The sequence below is a fragment of the Halomonas sp. B23F22_10 genome, from assembly GCF_043496975.1.
Classification (GTDB): domain Bacteria; phylum Pseudomonadota; class Gammaproteobacteria; order Pseudomonadales; family Halomonadaceae; genus Halomonas; species Halomonas smyrnensis.
Window position 1 is genome coordinate 233,097 of record NZ_JBIEKF010000001.1, and the last position, 20,403, is coordinate 253,499.

The window sequence follows — 20,403 nt, forward strand, 5'->3', positions numbered from 1 at the left end:
GACGACTCCTGTTGAGAGAGCGATAGGGCCTCAGAGCCCGCCGACACAGACGTATTTTAGTTCAGTGTACTCATCCAGGCCGTGACGCGAGCCCTCGCGTCCGAGGCCGGATTCCTTGACGCCGCCGAACGGCGCCAGCTCGGTGGAGAGCAGGCCCTCGTTGACGGCGACCATGCCGTATTCCAGCCCTTCCATGGTGCGCCAGATGCGCTGGTAGTCGCGAGCATAGAAGTAGGCGGCCAGGCCGAATTCGGTGGCGTTGGCCATGGCGATCGCTTCCTCGTCGTCGTGGAAGCGGAACACCGGCGCCAGCGGGCCGAAGGTCTCCTCGGTGGCCACCTTCATCTCGGCGGTGACGTCGGCGATCAGGGTCGGCTGGAAGAAGGAGCCGCCGAGGGCGTGGGGCTCGCCGCCGCATACCAGGCGCCCGCCGTGCTCGAGGGCATCGCTGATGTGCGACTGGACCTTGTCCACCGCCGCGGCGTTGATCAGCGGGCCCTGGAAGACGCCTTCCTCGAGGCCGTTGCCGACCTTGAGCTCGGCCATGCGCGCGGCCAGCTTCTCGATGAAGGCGTCGTAGACGCCGTCCTGCACCAGGAAGCGGTTGGTGCACACGCAGGTCTGGCCGGCGTTGCGGAACTTGGAGGCGATGGCGCCTTCCACGGCGGCGTCCAGGTCGGCGTCGTCGAAGACGATGAAGGGCGCGTTGCCGCCGAGCTCCATGGAGGCCTTCTTGACGGTGCCGGCGCACTGGGCCAGCAGCGTCTTGCCGACCGGCGTGGAGCCGGTGAAGGACACCTTGCGCACGCGGGGATCGGTGGTCAGCACCTCGCCGATCTCGGCCGGGCGGGCCGCTGTCACCACGTTGATCACGCCCGCCGGGAAGCCGGCGTCCTCGGCCAGCCTGGCCAGTGCCAGGGCGGTCAGCGGCGTGGCCTCGGCGGGCTTGATCACCACCGGGCAGCCGGCGGCCAGGGCCGGGGCGCACTTGCGGGTGATCATCGCCAGCGGGAAGTTCCACGGCGTGATCGCGGCCATCACGCCGATCGGCTCGCGCATCACCAGGATGCGCTTGTCGGCGCCGTGGCCCGGCAGCGTCTCGCCGGCCACGCGCTTGGCTTCCTCGGCGTAGTACTCCACGAAGCTGGCGCCGTAGGCCACCTCGCCGCGGGACTCGCCGATCGGCTTGCCCTGTTCGCGGGTCATCAGCCGTGCCAGGGTCTCCTGGTGGGCCATGATGCGCTCGTACCAGCCGCGCAGCAGGGCGGCGCGCTGTTTGGCGGTCTGGCGGCGCCAGGCCGGCCAGGCGGCGTCGGCGGCGGCCACGGCGTCGCGGGCGTCATCGGCGGTCAGGTCCGCCACCTCGGCCAGCACCTCGCCGGTGGCGGGGTCGGTCACGGGGAAGCGGCGTTCGGTCTCGCGCCACTGGCCGGCCACGTAGGCCTTGTCGATCAGCAGGTCGCCTTCGGAAAACATCGGTAATCCCTCGGGGAGTGTTATGATTGACGAGTGTGCATTATTTAAAACACCGCGCCAAGCCCCGATACGACTTCCCCCGCGAACGCTTTCGAGCATCGGCGTTGGCGGCGCTTTCCGTTACACTATGTCGCCAAATTCCCCGCGGCGCCTAGGCGCCGATTCGAACGTTTGCTTGTGTGGCGAGGTGAGCCTTGGTCGATCCCCTGAATGCCTGGTGGGCCCAGCAGCTGGTGCTGTGTGATTGGGCCTTCGCTCCCGATCCCCTGACGCTGGAGGCCGAGGTGGCCGAGGCGCGTCTGGAGGGGCTGGGGGTCGTCGACCGCAGCGAGCTGGGCTGGCGCCTGCTGGAGGCGTTCGGCGCCGGCGGCGAGGCCGATCCGACGCGCCTGCTCGCGGCGCTGGAGCTCGCGGCCCTGGCCGGCGCCGCCGGCTGGCTCGGCGCGGATCGTGCCCGGGCCTGGGCGCGGCGTCTCGCCGAGGAGATCGGCAGCCGCTACCACGGTCTGGATGCCTGGCTGGACGCGCTGTGCCGCGCGCGCAGCGCCGTGGGCTGGGTACAGGGCGACGACGGCTTCAGCGAGGCCTGCGACGCCCTGGCCGCCCTCGAGCGTCAGGGCGAGGGCGTCACCTGGGAGATGATGCACGAGTGGCTGGCCGATTCGCGCCGCGAGCAGCCGCTGTGGCCGGACGACGAGGCCGACCGGGTATGGCGGCTGCGCGCGGCCTTCAGCCCCGTGCTCGAGGCGCGGGCCGCGCCCCTCGACTGGCAGGGCGTCGAGGGTTGGCTGACCGAGGCCTGGCAGATCCAGGGCCGCGACGAGCTGATCCGGGTGCTGCTGTGGCTGGCCTCCCAGGGCGATCGTCAGGCCTGGGACCTGGACGCCACCCGCCTGCTGTCGGCGGCCGCCGAGGAGCGCCGGGCCTGGTGGGAGGGGCTGGCGCCCCGCGACCAGTCGGCCGGTCGCGTGCTGCTGACCATGGTCGAGAGCGGCGAGCCGCTGGAGTGGGCGGCCTGGGACTGGTTGCGCCTGGTCGATCTGGCCTGGGCCGGCCTGTGCCTCGGCTGGCTGAGCGACGAGGAGGCGCGCCACTTCGCGCTTCACGGCGCCGATCTCGCGATGCATCGCTACAGCGACTGGGTGGCGCTGGCCCGCGCCTATCAGCGCGGCCGCAGCCTGTTCGAGGCCCGCGATCTGCGCGGCGCCTTCGACGCCGACTGGGCGCTGCTGCTGCAGTCGCCGGTCAGCCCCTGGCGCACGCCGCTGGGGGAGGTCGTCGACGAGGCTCAGCTCGAGGCCTCGCGTCGGGCGATGCGCGACTGGCGACGCGATCCCGGGCACTGGGTGCTGGCGCTGGCCGCGGTGCGCGAGCCGGAACTGTCGCTGCGCCAGGGCGTGGCGCCGACGCTGCCGGAGACGCGCCGGCAGGACGCCCGCCGCTATCTCGCCGAGACCCTCGACCTGCACGCCGACGAGGGCCCGGAGGCGCTCTCGCGCTACTGGCTGCCGGCCCAGGCGCATCATCTCAACCAGCTGGCGGCGGACGGCGCCCACGGCGCCCTGTCGACGGCCGCCACGCCGTTCGGCCGGCCCGGCAAGCAGGACCTGGCCGACCGCGATGCCCTGGGCCAGGCCAGCCGCCACGCGGCGACCATTCACATGGCCGAGAAGTATGCGTTTCACCTGCAGATGGCCATGGACAGCGGGTTGTTCGATAGCGCTCGGCTGGCGGAGCTGACCCGGGCCCTGCACGGGTCGCTGAGCCGCTTCTACACCAGCCCGCGGCGCCTGCTGGCGGCCTGGGCGCAGTGGGAGGCGCTGCTGCCCGAGCCCGAGCAGCCGTCGCTGGTGGCCGAGATCCGCTGGCACCAGGACGATCCCGGCAGCCTGTTCCACTGGCTGGACTGGACCGGCGGCGAGTGGCAGGAGCCCGGTCCACGGCCGAGCCTGTCGCATTTCACCGCCATGGCGCTGGTGGGGCCGCTGAACAGCCCGGCCTGGAGCCTGCCCCAGCCGGAGAGCGAGCGCGAGTGCGCCTCGATCCGCGAGTGGGTCGACGGCCACTACGCCTTGCATACGGCCGCCGAGCTCACCGACTTCGTGGACTACCTGCTGGAGGCGGGCGACCGCCAGGAATACCAGATCAACTATGCTCCCTACACGCTCAACCGCAGCCGGCTGCTGTCGGAGATCGCCACCCTGGAGTCCGGCGAGTGCAGCGAGGAGGAGCGCAACCATCTGCTGCGCCTGATCCGCGTGCGGGAGGGCGAGGACGGCTGCAACGAGCTCGACATGACCGCCTGGGATCTGGCCCAGGCGGTGGACCTGGCGATCGCCGGACGCCAGCTCGGCTGGCTCACGGAGAGCGACTTCCTGGCCTTCCTGGGCCGGGCCCACGCCCTGGCCGCTCGTCACTACGGCGGCTGGGAAGAGTACGCCCGCGGCCTGCTCGCCGGCTTCTCCTTCTTCATGGGCGAGACGCCGGAGCGCGAGGCCTTCCTCGGCGGCTTCCGACAGGCGCTGGTGAGCTGGCTGTCCGCCGCGCCCCCCATGGCCGGTGCCTGGGCGAGCCTGGATTTCCCCGGCGCGCGCCCGCGTCACTGGGCGCCGATGCACGTGGACACGCTTCCCGGTGACGGCCGACAGCTGCATTAAACCCTCGCGCTGGGTATGATGCGTGATTGCCGGCACTGGCCGGCTCGATGATCACTGGTGTTCAAGGACGGGAAGGGGAACAGGGATGCCGACCTGGAGTCGCGCTTCACTCGCAGGCATGACGCTGCTGCTGCTGACCGGCTGTGCCGGCAGCGGCGGCACGAAGGCGCCGGTGGACGACTATTTCGCCCGTGACATGCCGGGGCTGCCCGGTCAGATGTCGCCGGTCGACAATCCTGTCCTCGAGCTGCGAGGGCTGCGTCATCCGCCGCCGGCCCAGGTGCGCCAGGCGCTGCTCGACGAGCACGAACGCTGGCTCGGCACCCCCTACCGGCTCGGCGGCACCACCCGCCGCGGCATCGACTGCTCCGCCCTGGTGCAGCGCGTGTTCGCCGAGGCCTTCGGCCTGGAGCTGCCGCGCACCACCACCCAGCAGCTCCGCGAGGGCGAGTCGGTGTCGCGCGACGCCCTGCGGCCCGGCGATCTGGTGTTCTTCCAGCCGCCCGGCTACTACCACCACGTCGGCATCTACGTGGGACAGGGGCGCTTCCTTCACGCCTCGACCTCCCGCGGCGTCAAGATCTCCTCCCTCGACAACCGCTACTGGCGCCACTACTACTGGCAGGCGCGCCGCCCGCTGGACGACGTGCATCTGGCCCAGCGCCTCGACGATATCCAGTACGATCGCGGCGAGGGCTGAGGCCTCGCCCTAGCGGTTCTCCAGCGCGAATTCCACGAACGCCTGTTCCGCCCGGGACAGGTAGGCGCCTTCCTTCCAGGCCAGCGACAGCGCCAGCCAGGCCGGCGGGTCGAAGGGCACCGCCGCCAGCTCTGCTTCCTCGACCACGCGCCTGAGAAAGGTGGTGATGCCGTAGCCCTGGCGCACGATGGCCTTGGTCAGCGGAATCAGGTTCGACTCGAAGGCCACATTGGCGCTGGCGCCGGTGTCACGCGCCAGGGCGTCGATGAACTCGCGATGGAAGTAGCCGTCCTGGAACAGCACCAGCGGCTCGGCGAAGAAGGCCTCGGGCGTGACGTGATCCCGCCCGGCGAAGGGATGCTCCCGGGGCACGCACACCACCATCTCCTCCCGGGCCAGCGGTCGCCGCGTCAGATGGCGGCTCTCGCCGTCGTCGATCACCACGCCCAGGTCCAGCTCGCCCGCGGCGATCATGCGCTGCAGGCGGCGCGCGCCGGCCTCCACCACCGTCAGCCGGATGCCCGGATGGCGTTCCTTGAAGCCCATCAGCAGCGGCGGGAAATAGTAGGAGCCCAGCATTGAGGGAATGCCGATGCGCAGTTCGCCCTTCACCAGCCCGTGCAGCTCCCGCATGGCCAGTTCGGCCGCCTCGGCCCGGGCCAGCAGGTCGCGGGCGTGCTCGACCAGCGCTTCGCCCTCGGCGGTCAGGCCGATACGCCGTTCGTGACGGTGGAAGAGGGTGAGCTCGAGGCGATGCTCCAGGTTGGCGACGGTCTGGCTGACCGCGGACTGGACCAGGTGCAGCGAACGGGCGGCGGCGCTGAAGCCGCCCTGGTCCACCACCGCCAGGAAGACGCCGAGGCTGCGCAGGTCGAAGGGCAGGGCCATAAGACAATCCGATGAGTTCGATCATTAACTTCTGCTTGGCTTATCATTGTGCGCCTTCGATCATGGTCGGCCAACCGGAGGCCCTCATGATCGACGCTCACAGTCGCGCCTGGTGGCGCGCGACCCTGGCCCTGAGCCTGGGATCCTTCCTCGTGTTCCTGAATCTCTACGCGGTGCAGCCGTTGCTGCCCGAGCTTCATCGGGTGCACGGCGTCTCGACCCTGGTCGCCAACCTGGCCATGTCGTTGGCGACGCTGTCGCTGGCCGCGGCCTTGCTGGTCTTCGGCCCGTTGTCCGATGCCATCGGCCGCGGCGGCATCATGCGCCTGACCCTGCTCGCGGCCGGTGGGCTGTCGCTGGTCCAGGGGCTGGCGCCGAACTTCGAGGTGCTGCTGAGCCTGCGTGTGCTGCAGGGCTTCGTGCTGGGGGGATTGCCGGCGGTGGCCATCGCCTGGATGGGCGATGAGTTCGAGCGCTCGGCCATGCTGCCGGCGGTGGGGCTCTACATCGCCGCCAACTCGCTGGGCGGCATCGCCGGTCGCGTGATCGGCGGCTGGGTCGCGGAAGTGGCCGGGATCCCGGCAAGCTTTCTCACGGTCGGCAGCCTGACGCTGGTCGGGGTGGCGCTGTTCTGGCGGTTGCTGCCGTCGGCTCGGGGCTTCGCGCCGCGACGCTTCCGATTGAGCGAGGCGCTCGGCGATCTGGCCGGCCATCTGCGCCAGCCCGACCTACGCGGGGCCTATCTGCTGGGCGGGCTCAATTTCCTGGTGTTCATCAACCTCTACAGCTACCTGACCTTTCGGCTGTCGGCCGCGCCCTTCTCGCTGGATGCGCGCTGGCTGGGGCTCTTGTTCCTGACCTATCTGGGCGGAACCCTGGGGTCCTCGCTGTCCGGGCGTCTGGCAAGGCGGGCCGCGCCGCCGACCTGCATGGCGCTTGGCACGCTGCTGCTGGCGGCGGGCATGGCGATGACGCTGGCACCCTCCCTGGCGGTCATTCTGGTGGGGCTTACCCTCGCGGCCTTCGGTTTCTTCCTGGCTCACTCCATGGCCTCGGGCTGGGTGGGTCGACGGGCCCGGCGCGCGCGCGGCAGCGCCTCGGCCCTCTACCTGGTCTTCTACTACCTGGGGGCGAGCCTCGGTGGCCTGTGGCTCGAGCCGTTCTGGCGCGCGGGGGCATGGCCGGGAGTCCTGGTGGGCGGCGGCCTGGTGCTGATGGTGACCCTGACGCTGGCCTGGCGGCTGCGACGCAGGGCAGCCGCCGAGCCGTCGACTCAGGGCATGGCGGAGGCTTCGGCCTCGTCGCCCCAGACCTCCGCGAGGCGGTCGGAACGTCCGCAGGCCGACTTGTAGAAGTTGTAGCGCACCGGGTTCTTCTCGTAGTAGTCCTGATGGTAGTCCTCGGCCGGGTAGAAGGCCTCGAAGTCGAGAATCTCGGCGCCGATTTCGCGATCGAAGCGCTCGGCCACGGCGTCGCGGCTGGCCTCGGCCATGGCGCGCTGCTCGGCGTCCATCGGGAAGAGGGCGCTCTGATAGGGACGGCCCCGGTCGCAGAACTGGCGGTCCACGGTGAAGGGGTCGATGTTGCGCCAGAACACGTGCAACAGGGCGCGATAGTCGACCACATCGGGATCGTATTCGACCTTCACCACCTCGATATGGCCGGTGTCGCCGGCGGAGACCTGCTCGTAGCTGGGCGATTCGACCTCCCCGCCGGAATAGCCCGATATCGTCGCCACCACCCCGTCGACCTTGTCGTAGGCCTGCTCCACGCACCAGAAGCAACCGCCGCCGAATATCGCGCTTTGCGTGTCGGGGGCGTCGCCGTCGGCACTCCAGGCGGGGGCCGAAAGGCCGGAGGCGAGGAGCAGCAAGGGCAGGGCGGCAGGGCGAAGGAGCGTGTTGACTGTCATCATGAAAGACCTCGTTAAGGGCAGCGTGTAGGGTAGTCGGCCATGGCCGTCCGTCCTTACACGATGTAGTGGAACCGGATGTAAGGAGAGCGGGGTGGCGTCGACTCAAGACGCGATACCCCACCATGGAACAGGGAGACCCACTTGACCAAGCGACGCCTGATACTGCTGTGCCTCATTGCCCTCGTCTTCGCCGGCTTCTTTCTTTCTGGTGCCGATCAGGCACTGACACTCGACAACCTCAAGGCCGAGCAGGTTCGCTTCCAGGCCTGGCTGGCCGAGGACCCGTTGACGGTGGCCGGTGGCTTCTTCCTGATCTACGTGGCCATGGCGGCGCTGTCGTTGCCCGGCGCCGTGCTGTTGACGCTGCTCGGCGGCGCGCTGTTCGGTTTCGGCTGGGGGCTGCTGCTGATCTCGTTCGCCAGCAGCCTGGGCGCCACCCTGGCCGCCTTGATCGCCCGCACCCTGGCCCGCGAGCCGCTCGAGCGGCGGTTCGCTGCCCAGCTTTCGCGCATCAACGCGGGGATCGAGCGCGAGGGGGCCTTCTATCTCTTCACCCTGCGGCTGATCCCGCTCTTTCCCTTCTTCGTGATCAACTTGGTGTTGGGCCTGAGCCGCATGCGGCTCACCACCTTCTACTGGGTCAGCCAGCTGGGCATGCTGCCCGGCACCGCGGTCTACGTGAATGCGGGCCGGCAGCTCGGCCAGCTGGAGTCGCTGGGTGGCATCCTCTCGCCGGGCCTGATCGGCTCCTTCGTGCTGATCGGCCTCTTCCCCTGGCTGGCCCGGGGCCTGGTGGCCATCGGCAAGCGGCGCCAGCTGACGCGTCGCTTCGCGCGTCCGGCCCGCTTCGATCAGGACGTCGTGGTGATCGGGGGAGGCTCGGCGGGGCTGGTCGCGAGCTACATCGCCTCGGCGGTGAAGGCGAAGGTAGCGCTGGTCGAGCGTCACCGGCTGGGCGGCGACTGCCTCAACACCGGCTGCGTCCCCTCCAAGGCGCTGATTCGCGCCGCCCGTCTCACCCGCGAGATCCGCGAGGCGCCGGGCTACGGCGTCACCGCCGGCGAGCCCGAGGTGGACTTCCGCGCGGTGATGGATCACGTCCACCGGGCCATCCGCGAGGTGGAGCCCCACGACAGTCGCGAGCGCTACGAGGGGCTCGGGGTGGAGGTGATCGCCGGCGACGCCGTCCTCGACGACCCCTGGCGGGTGCGGATCCGCGAGGGCGAGACGGAGCGGGTCATCACCACGCGCCACGTGATCATCGCCAGCGGGGCTCGTCCCCGGGTGCCGTCGCTGCCGGGGCTCGAGGCCATCGAGGTGCTGACCTCGGACAACCTCTGGCGGCTCGAGGCGCTCCCCGAGCGGCTGGTGGTGCTGGGCGGCGGACCGATCGGCTGCGAACTGGGGCAGAGCTTCGCCCGGCTGGGCAGTCGAGTGTCGCTCGTCGAGATGGGCGAGCAGCTATTGCCTCGGGAGGATCGCGACGTGGCCGATGAGGTCGAGGCGGGCCTCGCCGAGGAGGGGGTCGCGGTACGCCTCGCCACCCGGGCGCGGCGGGTGTTGCCCGACGATCACGGCGGACACCTGCTGGAGGTCGAGTACCAGGACGACCACGGCGAGGCGCACCTCGAGCGGCTGCCCTTCAGCCACCTGCTGGTGGCGGTGGGGCGCCAGGCCAACGTCGAGGGGCTGGGCCTCGAGGCGCTGGGGGTCGAGACGCGTGCCAACGGCACCCTGGCCGTGGATGAGGCGCTGCAGAGCGTGCTGCCCAATGTCTGGGCCTGTGGCGACGTCGCCGGTCCCTATCAGCTGACCCACGCCAGCGCCCACCAGGCCTGGCACGCCACGGTCAATGCGTTGTTCGGCGAGTTCAAGCGCTTCCGCGTGAGCTACCGGGCCCTGCCGGCGGTGACCTTCACCGACCCGGAAGTGGCGAGGGTCGGCCTCAACGAGCGCGAGGCCGAGCAGCAGGGCGTGGCGGTCGAGGTGACCCACTACCCGCTGAGCGAGCTGGACCGGGCCATCGCCGAGGGCCAGACCCGCGGCTTCGTCAAGGTGCTGACCGTCCCCGGTCGCGACCGCCTGCTGGGCGCGACCATCGTCGGTCCGGGGGCGGGGGAGATGCTGGCCGAGTTCACCCTGGCCATGACCCATGGCATCGGCCTCAACAAGCTGCTGGGCACCATCCATCCCTACCCGACCCACAGCGAGGCGGTGAAGGCCACGGCGGGCGTATGGAAGAACGCCCACAAGCCGGAGCGCGTGCTGGGCTGGCTTCAGCGCTACTTCGCCTGGCGACGCGGCAAGGGGCAGGCGTCGAACGCCCCGGGCAGGGCGGATCGCGATGCGACGGGAAGCGAGCCGTCGGACAAGCACGGTGCGAATGAGAAAAGGGAGGCCTGATGCTCGATCGCTGGACCATGCCGCTGACCCAGCGGCCGCTGAGATGGCTGGCCCGGGGGCTGGCGACGGCCGGCGTGCGGCCGGACCAGGTGACCGTCGCGGCCTTCGCGGTCGGGATGCTGGCGCTACCGCTGCTGGCCATGGAGGCCTACGGCGCGGCGCTCGTGGCGATTCTGCTCAACCGGCTGGGCGACGGCCTGGACGGTACCCTGGCGCGACTGACCGATCATGACAGCGATGCCGGGGGCTTTCTCGACATCGGCCTGGACTTCGTCTTCTATGCGGCGGTGGTGCTGGGCTTCGCCCTGGCCGATCCGGGGGCCAACGCCCTGGCCGCGAGCCTGTTGCTGTTCGCCTTCATCGGCACCGGCACCTCCTTCCTGGCCTTCGCCATCATGGCCGCCCGCCACGCGCTGGACCGGCCGCGCTTTCCGCGCAAGGCCTTCTACTATCTGAACGGCCTCACCGAGGGCACCGAGACGGTGCTGGCGCTGGTGAGCTTCTGCCTGTGGCCGGCGCACTTTCCGCTGTTAGCCGGTCTCTTCGCGGCGGCTTGCCTGATCACCACCGCGACCCGGCTGGCAGGCGGCTACCTGACCCTCAAGGCGATGCCGGCCTCGGAGTGAGTCGGGGCGGCTGACCGCTTGGCAGGTATCGGGCGGGCATGAAAAAGGGGCAGCCCATGGGCTGCCCCTCTTTCGTCCTGGCTGGCGGCGAGCTTAGTGCTCGTGGCCACCTTCGCCGTGGACGTGGCCGTGCTCGACCTCTTCCTGGCTGGCCTCGCGGACTTCGGCGATCTCGACGTCGAAGTTCAGGGTCTGGCCGGCCAGCGGGTGGTTGCCGTCGACGGTGACGGTGTCGCCTTCGACCTGGGTCACGGTGACCATCAGCGGGCCGCCCTGGGTCTGCGCCTGGAACTGCATGCCCGGCTCGATGCTCTCGACGCCCTGGAAGGCGTCGCGCGGGACTTCTTGCACCAGCTGCGGCTGGACTTCGCCGTAGCCTTCTTCAGGCGCGACCTTGGCCTGGAGCTTGTCGCCAGCCGCACGGCCTTCCATTTCCTTCTCGAGGCCCGGGATGATGTTGCCGGCGCCGTGGAGGTAGGTCAGCGGCTCACGGCCTTCCGAGCTGTCCAGCACTTCCCCTGCGTCATTGGTCAGGGTGTAGTGGAAGGCCACAACGGCGTTCTGTGCGATTTGCATGATGAACCTATCGATGAGTGCGTGTGCGCGCATGGTAACGTGGCTTCCCGGGGACTGTCAGTGGCGCAAGGAGATTTTTCAGCTTGCCCGGGACGATCCTGAGCGCGATTCACGCCATGTCCCGTGGTTGCGTGCTTCCGAAGGCAGGGATACCCTTTGCTGCGACATCTATTCCCCTTGTCCTTCGTTCCCTGTTGGAGACCCTCCATGACCGTGACCGTCATCTGGCTGATCGCCTTTGCCGTGATCCTCTTCCTGTGCCTGAGCCGCTGGGAGGCCTCTGTCAGCGCGGGGCTCGACAAGCTGATTCCCGCCGTGCTGCGCAGCGACGACGACCGCTGGGTCTGGAGCCCGGCCATCGCCGTGCTGGGCGCCACCGCCATCGTGCGGCCGGTGGACCTGCTGCTGACGCTGATCATCATCGCGGTGATCGCGCTGGTGGGCGGCAAGCTGGCGTGCTGGGCGATGCGCAAGGCCAACTTCCACTGAGGAAGGCATCGCCTGCGATCGACAAGGCCCGCGGCGTCTGCCGCGGGCCTTTTGCGTTGGGCGTGGTCGAATCGTCGGGGCTCAGTAGGGCGCCACGCTGACGCGGCTGCCGGTGCCGATCAGGCGCACCTGCTGACCGACCTGGAACGGCTGGTCGGCCTTCTGCACCACCACCACGGTCTGGCCGGTCTGCTTGCGGATCTCGAGCTCCCAGGCATCCGTGCGGTTGGCGCTGTCCTCGAACTTCTTGCCGGCCACGCTGCCGCCGATGGCGCCGGCCGCGGTGGCCAGGGTCCGGCCCGAGCCGCCGCCGATCTGATTGCCCAGCAGGCCGCCGATGACGGCGCCGCCGAGGCCGCCGAGTGCGCCGCTGTTCTGATCGTCGGCCTGGATCTGCACCCGCCGCATGGCGGTGATGGTGCCCACGCTCACGTTCTGCGCGACCTGAGCCTGATTGCCGGTGTAGACGTTGCCCGAGTAGGGCGAGGTGTTGGCGCAGCCCGCCAGGGTCAGGGCGCCGAGGGCGACGAGGGGAAGAAAACGCTTCATGGGTGACCTCCTTGCGAGTCGGTGAGCGACGCCGGGGGCGTCTCGCCGTATGGCTTCCGTGGGCATGGCGCGGCGGGCGCGCTCGCCTTTGCCTGATAGCCTGCCTGTGGATGGAAGCTTTGACCAGTGAAAGGCGAAGAGGTGCAGCGGCGAAGGGCATCGCGTCATTCGACGCCGTCGGGCATGAAAAAGCCCACCCCGCCGAGCGGGATGGGCAATGGCTAGTCAAGCCAGGTACCGGGAAGGCGAGTCATTCCGCTCCAGGCGACTTCCTTTCCGCCTCACTCCTCTTCGAGCTGTGTCGTGTCGCCGGTCAGTACCTCGTCCCAGGCATCGTCGAGGGAGTAGCCCGCGCGGCTGTCGACGGTGTCGATCACCTCGACGGCGTGCTGCAGGGATTCCCGGTTGCCTTTCAGGGCCAGCACCAGCTTGGCGAGTTCCTGCTTGCTGAACGTGCTGGCAATGAGGTCGGCTTGGTGGCTCAGTTCGATGCAGTTCATGTGTAACACCTCGTGCGGTGGCCATCGTCGATGGCGTGATGGGCGTTTGCTACTCATGCCGGGCCGGGTAAGCGCCCGGTGCTGCAGTCGCGAAGTGGTCACAAGCTTGGAAAGACCATCGCCTACGGCGCCTGGATCATCGTGAAAGCGCCTTCGTTGTAGCTTTCAGAGCAGGTCGCCGGTCGGGGTAGCGACGCGTTGTCCTGCGCTGTGAGTTGACTATGGTGCAGCACGGCAGAATCGACCATGCCTCCTTGGCCGCAGCCGGCGTTGTAACCCGACTACATCGTGTAAGAATCGTCGCGCTTGTTGTCGGCATCCTTCAGAAGCGCGATTCGCGGGTCGCGGAACGAGAGCCAAGCGGCGAGGGACACAGGGCAGTAGACGGCGCCAGAGGCGCGCGCGTCGGGCGGGCCAGCAGCAAAAAGGGGAGGCCGAAGCCTCCCCGAGGGTCCTGTCGCCGTGTCGTCGCGGCGCTCGATCAGCCGAACTGGTTCATGGTGTTGTCCTTGCCGCCGGCCTTGAGCGCCGCCTCGCCGTGGAAGAACTCCTTGTGGTCGTCGCCGATGTTGGAGCCGGCCATGTCCTGGTGCTTGACGGTGGCGATGCCTTCGCGGATCTCGCGGCGCTGCACGCCCGCCACGTAGGCCAGCATGCCTTCGTCGCCGAAGTATCCCTTGGCCAGGTTGTCGGTGGACAGGGCCGCGGTGTGGTAGGTCGGCAGGGTGATCAGGTGGTGGAAGATGCCGGCCTCGCGGGCGGCGTCGCGCTGGAAGTTCTGCGTCCACTCGTCGGCCTGGCGACCCAGCTCGGTGGCGTCGTACTCGGCGTTCATCAGGTCGGCGCGGTCGAAGGCGCTGACGTCGCGGCCCTCGGCCTCCCAGGCGTCGAACACCTGCTGGCGGAAGTTCAGCGTCCAGTTGAAGGACGGTGAGTTGTTGTAGACCAGCTTGGCGTCCGGGCAGACCTCGCGCACGCGGTCCACCATGCCCTTGATCTGGCCGACGTGGGGCTTCTCGGTCTCGATCCACAAGAGGTCGGCGCCGTTCTGCAGGCTGGTGATGCAGTCCAGCACCACCCGGTCCTCGCCGGTGTTAGGCTTGAACTGGTAGAGGCCGGAGGCCAGGCGCTTGACCTTGACCAGCTTGCCGTCCTGCTTGATCACCACGTCGCCGTTGGCGATGTCGTCCGCGGAGGCGATCTCGTCGCCGTCGAGGAAGGCGTTGTACTGGTCGCCCAGGTCGCCCGGCGCGTGGCTGACGGCGATCTTCTGGGTCAGGCCGGCGCCCAGGGAGTCGGTGCGGGCGACGATCACGCCGTCTTCCACGCCGAGCTCCAGGAAGGCGTAGCGCACGGCATTGAGCTTGGCGATGAAGTCCTCGTGCGGGACGGTGACCTTGCCGGCCTGGTGGCCGCACTGCTTCTCGTCGGAGACCTGGTTCTCGATCTGCAGGCAGCAGGCCCCGGCCTCGATCATCTTCTTGGCCAGCAGGTAGGTCGCCTCGGCGTTGCCGAAGCCGGCGTCGATGTCGGCGATGATCGGCACCACGTGGGTCTCGAAGTTGTCGATCTTGCCTTCGAGCTCGGCGACCCGGGCGCTGTCGCCGGCCTCGCGGGCCGCTTCCAGGTCGCGGAACAGGTGGTTGAGCTCCCAGCTGTCGGCCTGGCGCAGGAAGGTGTAGAGCTCCTCGATCAGCGCCGGCACGCTGGTCTTCTCGTGCATCGACTGGTCGGGCAGCGGGCCGAACTCGGAGCGCAGGGCGGCGATCATCCAGCCCGACAGGTACAGGTAGCGGCCCTTGGTGTGGCCGAAGTGCTTCTTGATGGAAATCATCTTCTGCTGGCCGATGAAGCCGTGCCAGCAGCCCAGCGACTGGGTGTACTTCGCGGTGTCGCCGTCGTAGGCCGCCATGTCCTCGCGCATGATCCGGGCGTTGTAGCGGGCGATGTCCAGGCCGGTCTGGAAGCGGTTCTGGACGCGCAGCCGGGCGGCATGCTCGGGGGTGATGTTGTCCCACTTGCCACGCTGACCTTCGCGCAGCTGGGCCAGGGTCTTGAGTTGATCTTGAAACGTTGCCATGGAGCCATCCTCTCTGCCTTCAGGGGGAAGGTCGCCCGGTCTCGTCTCGGCGCGATTGCCGTCTGGTGTCGACGAAGCCTCATGCTGCGACCGCGAAGCGCTTTCAGGTTCGTCCGCTTTCCCGAGTCTGTCTCTAGGGTGTTGGTCGAACCTCGTCGAGAGAGGAAGGTGCCCGGCGACGACATGGCACAAGCGTCGATGCCGGGCGTCCCTCGCTCGCCTTGGATATCACTATGGGCCGGCATGGCGCGGCTCAACAATTGATCCTTGGGGGCAGCGAGGGTTGTAGTCCGACTACAGGACGGGGGCGGGAATCGCCATTCCTGTAGTCGGGTTTCCCGGTGGGGACGGAAAACGGAAGGGAAAAACGCTCAGGCGTCGAGGCGAAGCGCCATGTTGCGGTGCGGAATCCCGGCCTCCATGAAGGTCTCGCCGAAGGCCTCGAAGCCGAGTCGCTCGTAGAACGCCAGGGCATGGGTCTGGGCGGCGAGTTCGGCGGCGGGCAGGCCGCGCTGGCGGGCGGCGGCGATCGCCGCCTCCATCAGCGCCAGCCCGATGCCGAGGCCGCGCGCCTCGGCGAGCACGGCGACGCGGCCGATATGGCCGTTGGGCAGCAGCCGGGCGGTGCCCAGGGCGCGGCCGTCGGCCAGTGCCAGGAAGTGCAGGCACTCGGGATCGCGGCCATCCCATTCCTCGTCCCTGGGCACGTCCTGCTCCTCGATGAAGACGACGCGGCGGATCTCGCCGGCCGCCTCGCCGAGGGTCTGCCAGTCGCCCTCGCGGATCTCGACGCTGGTGCTCATGCGCTCACTCCTCCGTGTTCATTCTTCTTCGTCGTTCCACCAGGCCAGGCTGCCGGCGTCGAGCAGGTGGGTCAGCACGCGCGGCGCGTCGTCGAAGGCCAGCAGCTCGGCGTCGACCGGCTCGCCGCCCGCCAGGGCGCGGGCCAGGGCGATCGAGCACTCGACGCCGTCGCCGTCGGCGAACAGGGTGGCGCGTGCGTCGTCCAGCGCGCGCCAGGCGAAGCGCGAGCCGGGCGGGCGTTCCAGCGTCTCGCCGTCCTGTAGTGCGGCGACAAGGTCGTCCGGGTCGGTGGGCGTCTCGCTGGCCACCAGCTGGTCGACGTACTTGGGCTGGGTCATCACGCGGCCGAACCACTGGGCCAGCTGGGCCGGGTCGTCCAGGGTCTCGAGGATCAGTGCGCGCATGCGCTCGAGAGCCGCGTCATCGAGCTCGCTCGCGTCGGCGGGCGGCGTCATGCCGGCATCGGCGTAGCGCAGCGAGGGCGGCAGCTGCTCGCCGATGTAGTCGGCGTAGGAGGTCACGGCCTCGTCGGCGGAGGGGGCGCGGAAGCCTACCGAGAAGGTCATGCAGTCGCTGGACTGGCTGACGCCGTGATGGGCCCAGCCCGGCGGCAGGTAGAGCATGTCGCCCGGTTCCAGCACCCAGTCGGCGTCGGCCTCGACCTCGAAGGTCTCGAGGATGCGCAGGTCGATGCCCTTGAGGATCGGGGCGTCGTCGTCGACCCTGCCGCCGAGCTGCCAGCGGCGCTGGCCGCTGGCCTGGAGCAGGAAGACGTCGTACTGGTCGACGTGGGGGCCGACGCTGCCGCCCGGCGGGGCGTAGCTGACCATGATGTCGTCGAGGCGCCAGCCGGGCAGGAAGTCGAAGGTCTCGAGCAGCTCGGCGACCTCGGGCACGTAGTGGTCCACGGCCTGGACCAGCAGGGTCCAGTCCCGCTCCGGCAGGCGGGCGAAGGTGGCATCACTGAAGGGGCCATGGCTGACCTGCCAGGGGCCGTCGGGGCCTTGCTCCTCGACCAGGCGCGCCTCGATGTTGTCCTCGCAGGCCAGGCCGGCGAGCTCGTCGGGCTCGAGCGGGCTCTGGAAGTCGGGGATGGCGCCTCGGATCAGCAGCGGCCGGCGCTGCCAGTGGTCGCGCAGGAAGTCGGCGGCGGTGCGGCCGCCGAGCAGGGTGAGGGGTTCGTCTCGGGACTGTCGTGACATGAGGCTCGCGCTCGCGAAGGGATGAAACGGCGACAGGCGCCGAGTGGCGCCTGTCGGGATACTAGCATGTGGTGGCCGGCTGACGAGGGGCGTGGCTGATTAAGAGTCGGGCCTCGTGCTCGCGATCCCGGGAACGAAACCCTGACACTGGGCTCGCCGCCTGCGCGTCGCTTCACAACATAATCCCTCACGGGTGAAGCCGGCTCGCCATCCCTGGCGAGCCACGCGCGCGGCTGCGCTGGTGTCAGCGTCCCCGGGTAGATATCGCATCGCTACGATGTCCGCCCCTGTTCGGCTGACCGGCCGGGTGCTTACAGGTTGCGCGCCTGGGCCTCGGCGTTGCCGATGTAGTTGGCCGGGGTCAGCTGCTTGAGCTCGCCCTTCACCTCGGCCGGCAGCTCCAGGGTGTCGATGAAGGCGGCGAAGCCGGCCTGGTCGATGCGCTTGCCGCGGGTCAGCTCCTTGAGCTTCTCGTAGGGCTTCTCGATGCCGTAGCGACGCATCACGGTCTGGATCGGTTCGGCCAGCACTTCCCAGCTGTTGTCGAGATCCTCGGCCAGGCGGGCCGGGTTGGCCTCGAGCTTGCCGATGCCCTTCAGCGAGGCCTGGTAGGCCACCAGCGCGTAGGCCATGCCGACGCCCAGGTTGCGCAGCACGGTAGAGTCGGTCAGGTCGCGCTGCCAGCGGGAGATCGGCAGCTTCTCGGCCAGGTGACCCAGCACGGCGTTGGACAGCCCCAGGTTGCCCTCGGAGTTCTCGAAGTCGATCGGGTTGACCTTGTGCGGCATGGTCGAGGAGCCGATCTCGCCGGCCACGGTCTTCTGCTTGAAGTAGCCCAGCGAGATGTAGCCCCAGACGTCGCGGTCGAAGTCGATCAGCACGGTGTTGAAGCGGCACACGGCGTCGAACAGCTCGGCGATGTAGTCGTGCGGCTCGATCTGGGTGGTGTAGGGGTTGAAGGTCAGGCCCAGGCCCTCGACGAAGGTGCGGGCGTTGGCTTCCCAGTCGACCTCCGGGTAGGTCGCCAGGTGGGCGTTGTAGTTGCCCACGGCGCCGTTGATCTTGCCGAACAGCTCCACGCTCTCGATCTGCTTGAGCTGGCGACGCAGCCGGTAGGCGACGTTGGCCATCTCCTTGCCGAGGGTGGTGGGGCTGGCGGTCTGGCCGTGGGTGCGTGACAGCATCGGTTGGTCGGCGTGTTCCTCGGCCAGGCGGGCCACCTCGTCGGCCACCTGGTGCATCACCGGCAGCAGCGCATCCAGGCCGCCGCGCAGCATCAGCGCGTGGGACAGGTTGTTGATGTCCTCGCTGGTGCAGGCGAAGTGCACGAATTCGGTGATGGCGTGCAGCTCGGGCGTCTCGGCAATGCGCTCCTTGATGAAGTACTCGACCGCCTTGACGTCATGGTTGGTGGTGCGCTCGATGTCCTTGATGCGCTCGGCATCTTCCACGGAGAAGTCGCGGACCATGGCGTCCAGTGCCGCGGTGGCCCCGGCGGAGAGCGGCGGCACCTCGGTGATCTGCGGCTGCTCGGCCAGGCGCTGCAGCCAGCGGGCCTCGACGATGACGCGGGCTCGGATCAGGCCGAACTCGCTGAAGTGCTCGCGCAGGGCCTCGGCCTTGCTGCCATAGCGGCCGTCGACGGGAGAGAGGGCGGTGAGGGCGGTCAGGGGGAGTGACTTGGGCTGCATGGTCGCATTCCGGGTGGCGTGGTGGAGAAATCAGTGGGGGAAATCAGTTCAGCTCGTCCAGGGCCTTCTTGAGGGCGCCGCGCTGGAACATCAGCTTCCAGCGGCGGCCGCCCTGCTGGTGCCACAGCAGCGCGAAGCGGATGCCGGTCAGCAGGCAGGCGCGCACGCGCTCGGGCATCATGCGGCTCTGCAGCAGCGAGGGATCGCCCTGGACGACGATCCGGCTCTTGAAGGTGGAGATGGTGTCCTGGTAGGCCTCGCCGAGGCTGGCGACCACGTTCTCGTGGGTCTCGCCGAAGTGCTCGGCCTGGCCCTGGATGCGGGTCAGCCGGGTGCCCAGGGTGTCCATCATGTCGGCGTCGTTTCTCAGCTTGCTCATCAGCATCAGCAGCGAGAAACCATAGCGCATCACCACCGGGTTGGCCTGGCGGCGGCCCAGCATGCCCTCCAGGGTCTCGATGCCCTGGCGCAGGTTGTTGGGATGGCCGCCGTAGATGGCCTCGAAGCTGGCCGGGTCGGTGTCCAGGGTGGCGTGGATCAGGGTCTCCCAGGCGCGCTGGTCGACCTGGCCGGTGCGGGCCAGCTGGTCGACCTGGCTGGCGGCCTGGAAGACCCCGGCCAGCGCGAGGGCCTGGCGGGCGACGGGCGAGTCGGGGGCGCGGTGAATGGGCGTGGTGCCGTTCATCGCGCGCGCTCCTCGGCGTTCCAGATGGCCTTGATCACGCCGCCGCCCAGGCAGATCTCGCCGTCGTAGAGCACCAGCGACTGGCCGGGGGTCACGGCGCGCTGGGGCTCGTCGAAGCGCACCCGCACGCCGCCGTCCTCGGTGGTCTCGAAGCGGCAGGCCACGTTTTCCTGGCGGTAGCGGGTCTTGGCGGTGAGGCGGCCCTCGGCGGCTGGCGGCTCGCCGGCGACCCAGTCCATCGGCTCGGTGGCCAGGCTGTCGGTGTAGAGCAGCGGGTGATGCTTGCCCTGCACGGCCACCAGCACGTTGCGCTCGAGGTCCTTGTCGGCCACGAACCAGGGCGCGTCGGAGTAGTTGGCGAGCCCGCCGATGCCGAGCCCCTGGCGCTGGCCGAGGGTGTAGTACATCAGGCCCATGTGCTCGCCGATGACGTCGCCGTCCGGGGTCTCGATGGTGCCGGGCTGGGCGGGCAGGTACTGCTGCAGGAAGTCGCGGAAGCGGCGCTCGCCGATGAAGCAGATGCCGGTGGAGTCCTTCTTGCGCGCGGTCACCAGGTCATGGCGCTCGGCCAGGGCGCGGACCTCGGGCTTCTCCAGCTCGCCGACCGGGAACAGGGTGCGGGCGATGGCCGTCTCGGGCACGGCGTGTAGGAAGTAGCTCTGGTCCTTGTTGGCGTCGAGCCCCTTGAACAGCCGCGGGCGCTCGACCCCGTCGAGCTCGCCGCGGGCGTGGCCGCCGCGCACGTAGTGGCCGGTGGCGATGCGCTCGGCGCCGAGCATCTCGGCGTACTCGAGGAACACCTTGAACTTGATCTCGCGGTTGCAGAGGATGTCCGGATTCGGCGTGCGCCCGGCCTGGTACTCGGCCAGGAAGTGCTCGAAGACGTTGTCCCAGTACTCGGCGGCGAAGTTGGCGGTGTGCAACGTGATGCCGAGCTTGGCGCACACGGCCTCGGCGTCCGCCAGGTCTTCCTTGGCGGTGCAGTATTCGGTGCCGTCGTCCTCGTCCCAGTTCTTCATGAACAGGCCCTCGACCTCATAGCCCTGCTCGAGCAGGAGCAGGGCGGAGACGGAGGAATCGACGCCGCCGGACATGCCGACGATCACCTTGCCTTGGGTGGCTGTCATGACGCTCTCGGATTGGGGTGGTCGCAAATGGGCGG

General features: G+C 69.1%; 18 protein-coding genes. 6 read left to right on the plus strand and 12 right to left on the minus strand.

All coding sequences use genetic code 11. The features are described from left to right. Window positions 1-30: 30 nt before the first annotated feature. Complete coding sequence (locus tag ACGTNF_RS01010; RefSeq protein WP_394600018.1) at window positions 31-1,476, minus strand: NAD-dependent succinate-semialdehyde dehydrogenase; 1,446 nt, start codon at window positions 1,474-1,476, stop codon at window positions 31-33. 194 nt (window positions 1,477-1,670) lie between these two features. Between ACGTNF_RS01010 and ACGTNF_RS01015 the strand changes: the two genes are divergently transcribed. Together ACGTNF_RS01015 and ACGTNF_RS01020 are read left to right on the plus strand one after the other, a co-directional pair. Further along, window positions 1,671-4,133 (plus strand): DUF1266 domain-containing protein, encoded by a 2,463-nt coding sequence (locus ACGTNF_RS01015; protein WP_394600019.1) that lies wholly within the window; start codon window positions 1,671-1,673, stop codon window positions 4,131-4,133. An 85-nt stretch (window positions 4,134-4,218) separates the two neighbouring features. Next, window positions 4,219-4,833 carry a C40 family peptidase gene (locus tag ACGTNF_RS01020; protein ID WP_394600021.1) on the plus strand — a complete coding sequence of 205 codons (615 nt, stop codon included), beginning with the start codon at window positions 4,219-4,221 and terminating at the stop codon, window positions 4,831-4,833. 9 nt (window positions 4,834-4,842) lie between these two features. Here ACGTNF_RS01020 and ACGTNF_RS01025 read toward each other — a convergent pair whose 3' ends face one another. Then, entirely contained in the window at window positions 4,843-5,721 is an 879-nt protein-coding gene (locus ACGTNF_RS01025) for a LysR family transcriptional regulator (RefSeq protein WP_394600022.1), read from the minus strand. A gap of 86 nt (window positions 5,722-5,807) precedes the next feature. Here ACGTNF_RS01025 and ACGTNF_RS01030 point away from each other — a divergent pair, with 86 nt between their 5' ends. Beyond that, the gene (locus ACGTNF_RS01030; RefSeq protein ID WP_394600023.1) at window positions 5,808-7,073 is read left to right on the plus strand and encodes an MFS transporter; all 1,266 of its coding nucleotides are present in this window, start codon (window positions 5,808-5,810) and stop codon (window positions 7,071-7,073) included. Here ACGTNF_RS01030 and msrA read toward each other — a convergent pair. Further along, window positions 6,995-7,636, minus strand: coding sequence for a peptide-methionine (S)-S-oxide reductase MsrA (gene msrA / locus ACGTNF_RS01035; RefSeq protein WP_394600024.1), 642 nt, complete (start codon window positions 7,634-7,636; stop codon window positions 6,995-6,997). The genes ACGTNF_RS01030 and msrA overlap by 79 nt on opposite strands. Window positions 7,637-7,777: 141 nt before the next feature. On the opposite strand from msrA, the gene ACGTNF_RS01040 reads away from it, so the two are divergent. Both ACGTNF_RS01040 and ACGTNF_RS01045 read left to right on the plus strand, forming a co-directional pair. Then, window positions 7,778-10,039 (plus strand): dihydrolipoyl dehydrogenase family protein, encoded by a 2,262-nt coding sequence (locus tag ACGTNF_RS01040; protein WP_394600025.1) that lies wholly within the window; start codon window positions 7,778-7,780, stop codon window positions 10,037-10,039. Continuing rightward, entirely contained in the window at window positions 10,039-10,665 is a 627-nt protein-coding gene (locus tag ACGTNF_RS01045; protein ID WP_016855955.1) for a CDP-alcohol phosphatidyltransferase family protein, read from the plus strand. Before ACGTNF_RS01040 ends, ACGTNF_RS01045 begins: the two co-directional genes overlap by 1 nt. A 93-nt stretch (window positions 10,666-10,758) precedes the next feature. Here ACGTNF_RS01045 and ACGTNF_RS01050 read toward each other — a convergent pair whose 3' ends face one another. Then, window positions 10,759-11,241, minus strand: coding sequence for an FKBP-type peptidyl-prolyl cis-trans isomerase (locus ACGTNF_RS01050; RefSeq protein WP_016855956.1), 483 nt, complete (start codon window positions 11,239-11,241; stop codon window positions 10,759-10,761). A gap of 207 nt (window positions 11,242-11,448) precedes the next feature. On the opposite strand from ACGTNF_RS01050, the gene ACGTNF_RS01055 reads away from it, so the two are divergent. Beyond that, window positions 11,449-11,730 carry a hypothetical protein gene (locus tag ACGTNF_RS01055; RefSeq protein ID WP_152478559.1) on the plus strand — a complete coding sequence of 94 codons (282 nt, stop codon included), beginning with the start codon at window positions 11,449-11,451 and terminating at the stop codon, window positions 11,728-11,730. 81 nt (window positions 11,731-11,811) lie between these two features. Here ACGTNF_RS01055 and ACGTNF_RS01060 read toward each other — a convergent pair whose 3' ends face one another. From ACGTNF_RS01060 to mnmA, 8 genes are all read right to left on the minus strand, one after another. Further along, a complete protein-coding gene (locus tag ACGTNF_RS01060) occupies window positions 11,812-12,279 on the minus strand; it encodes an outer membrane lipoprotein (protein ID WP_394600026.1) in 468 nt (155 codons plus the stop codon). Window positions 12,280-12,560: 281 nt separating this feature from the next. Then, on the minus strand, window positions 12,561-12,779 hold the full coding sequence (locus ACGTNF_RS01065; RefSeq protein ID WP_394600028.1) for a hypothetical protein: 219 nt from the start codon (window positions 12,777-12,779) through the stop codon (window positions 12,561-12,563). A gap of 481 nt (window positions 12,780-13,260) precedes the next feature. Then, window positions 13,261-14,859: an isocitrate lyase gene (locus ACGTNF_RS01070; protein WP_394600029.1), complete on the minus strand. Its 1,599-nt coding sequence runs from the start codon at window positions 14,857-14,859 to the stop codon at window positions 13,261-13,263. 371 nt (window positions 14,860-15,230) lie between these two features. Next, window positions 15,231-15,662, minus strand: a complete 432-nt coding sequence (locus ACGTNF_RS01075) for a GNAT family N-acetyltransferase (RefSeq protein WP_394600030.1) — start codon at window positions 15,660-15,662, stop codon at window positions 15,231-15,233. A gap of 18 nt (window positions 15,663-15,680) precedes the next feature. Continuing rightward, window positions 15,681-16,865, minus strand: coding sequence for a ribosomal protein uL16 3-hydroxylase (locus ACGTNF_RS01080; RefSeq protein WP_394600031.1), 1,185 nt, complete (start codon window positions 16,863-16,865; stop codon window positions 15,681-15,683). A gap of 311 nt (window positions 16,866-17,176) precedes the next feature. Continuing rightward, complete coding sequence (gene purB / locus ACGTNF_RS01085; RefSeq protein ID WP_394600032.1) at window positions 17,177-18,556, minus strand: adenylosuccinate lyase; 1,380 nt, start codon at window positions 18,554-18,556, stop codon at window positions 17,177-17,179. Window positions 18,557-18,599: 43 nt separating this feature from the next. Beyond that, entirely contained in the window at window positions 18,600-19,241 is a 642-nt protein-coding gene (gene hflD, locus ACGTNF_RS01090) for a high frequency lysogenization protein HflD (protein WP_016855964.1), read from the minus strand. Continuing rightward, window positions 19,238-20,368 (minus strand): tRNA 2-thiouridine(34) synthase MnmA, encoded by a 1,131-nt coding sequence (mnmA, locus tag ACGTNF_RS01095; protein WP_394600033.1) that lies wholly within the window; start codon window positions 20,366-20,368, stop codon window positions 19,238-19,240. The genes hflD and mnmA overlap by 4 nt, the downstream gene beginning before the upstream one ends. Between the last annotated feature and the right edge of the window lie 35 nt (window positions 20,369-20,403).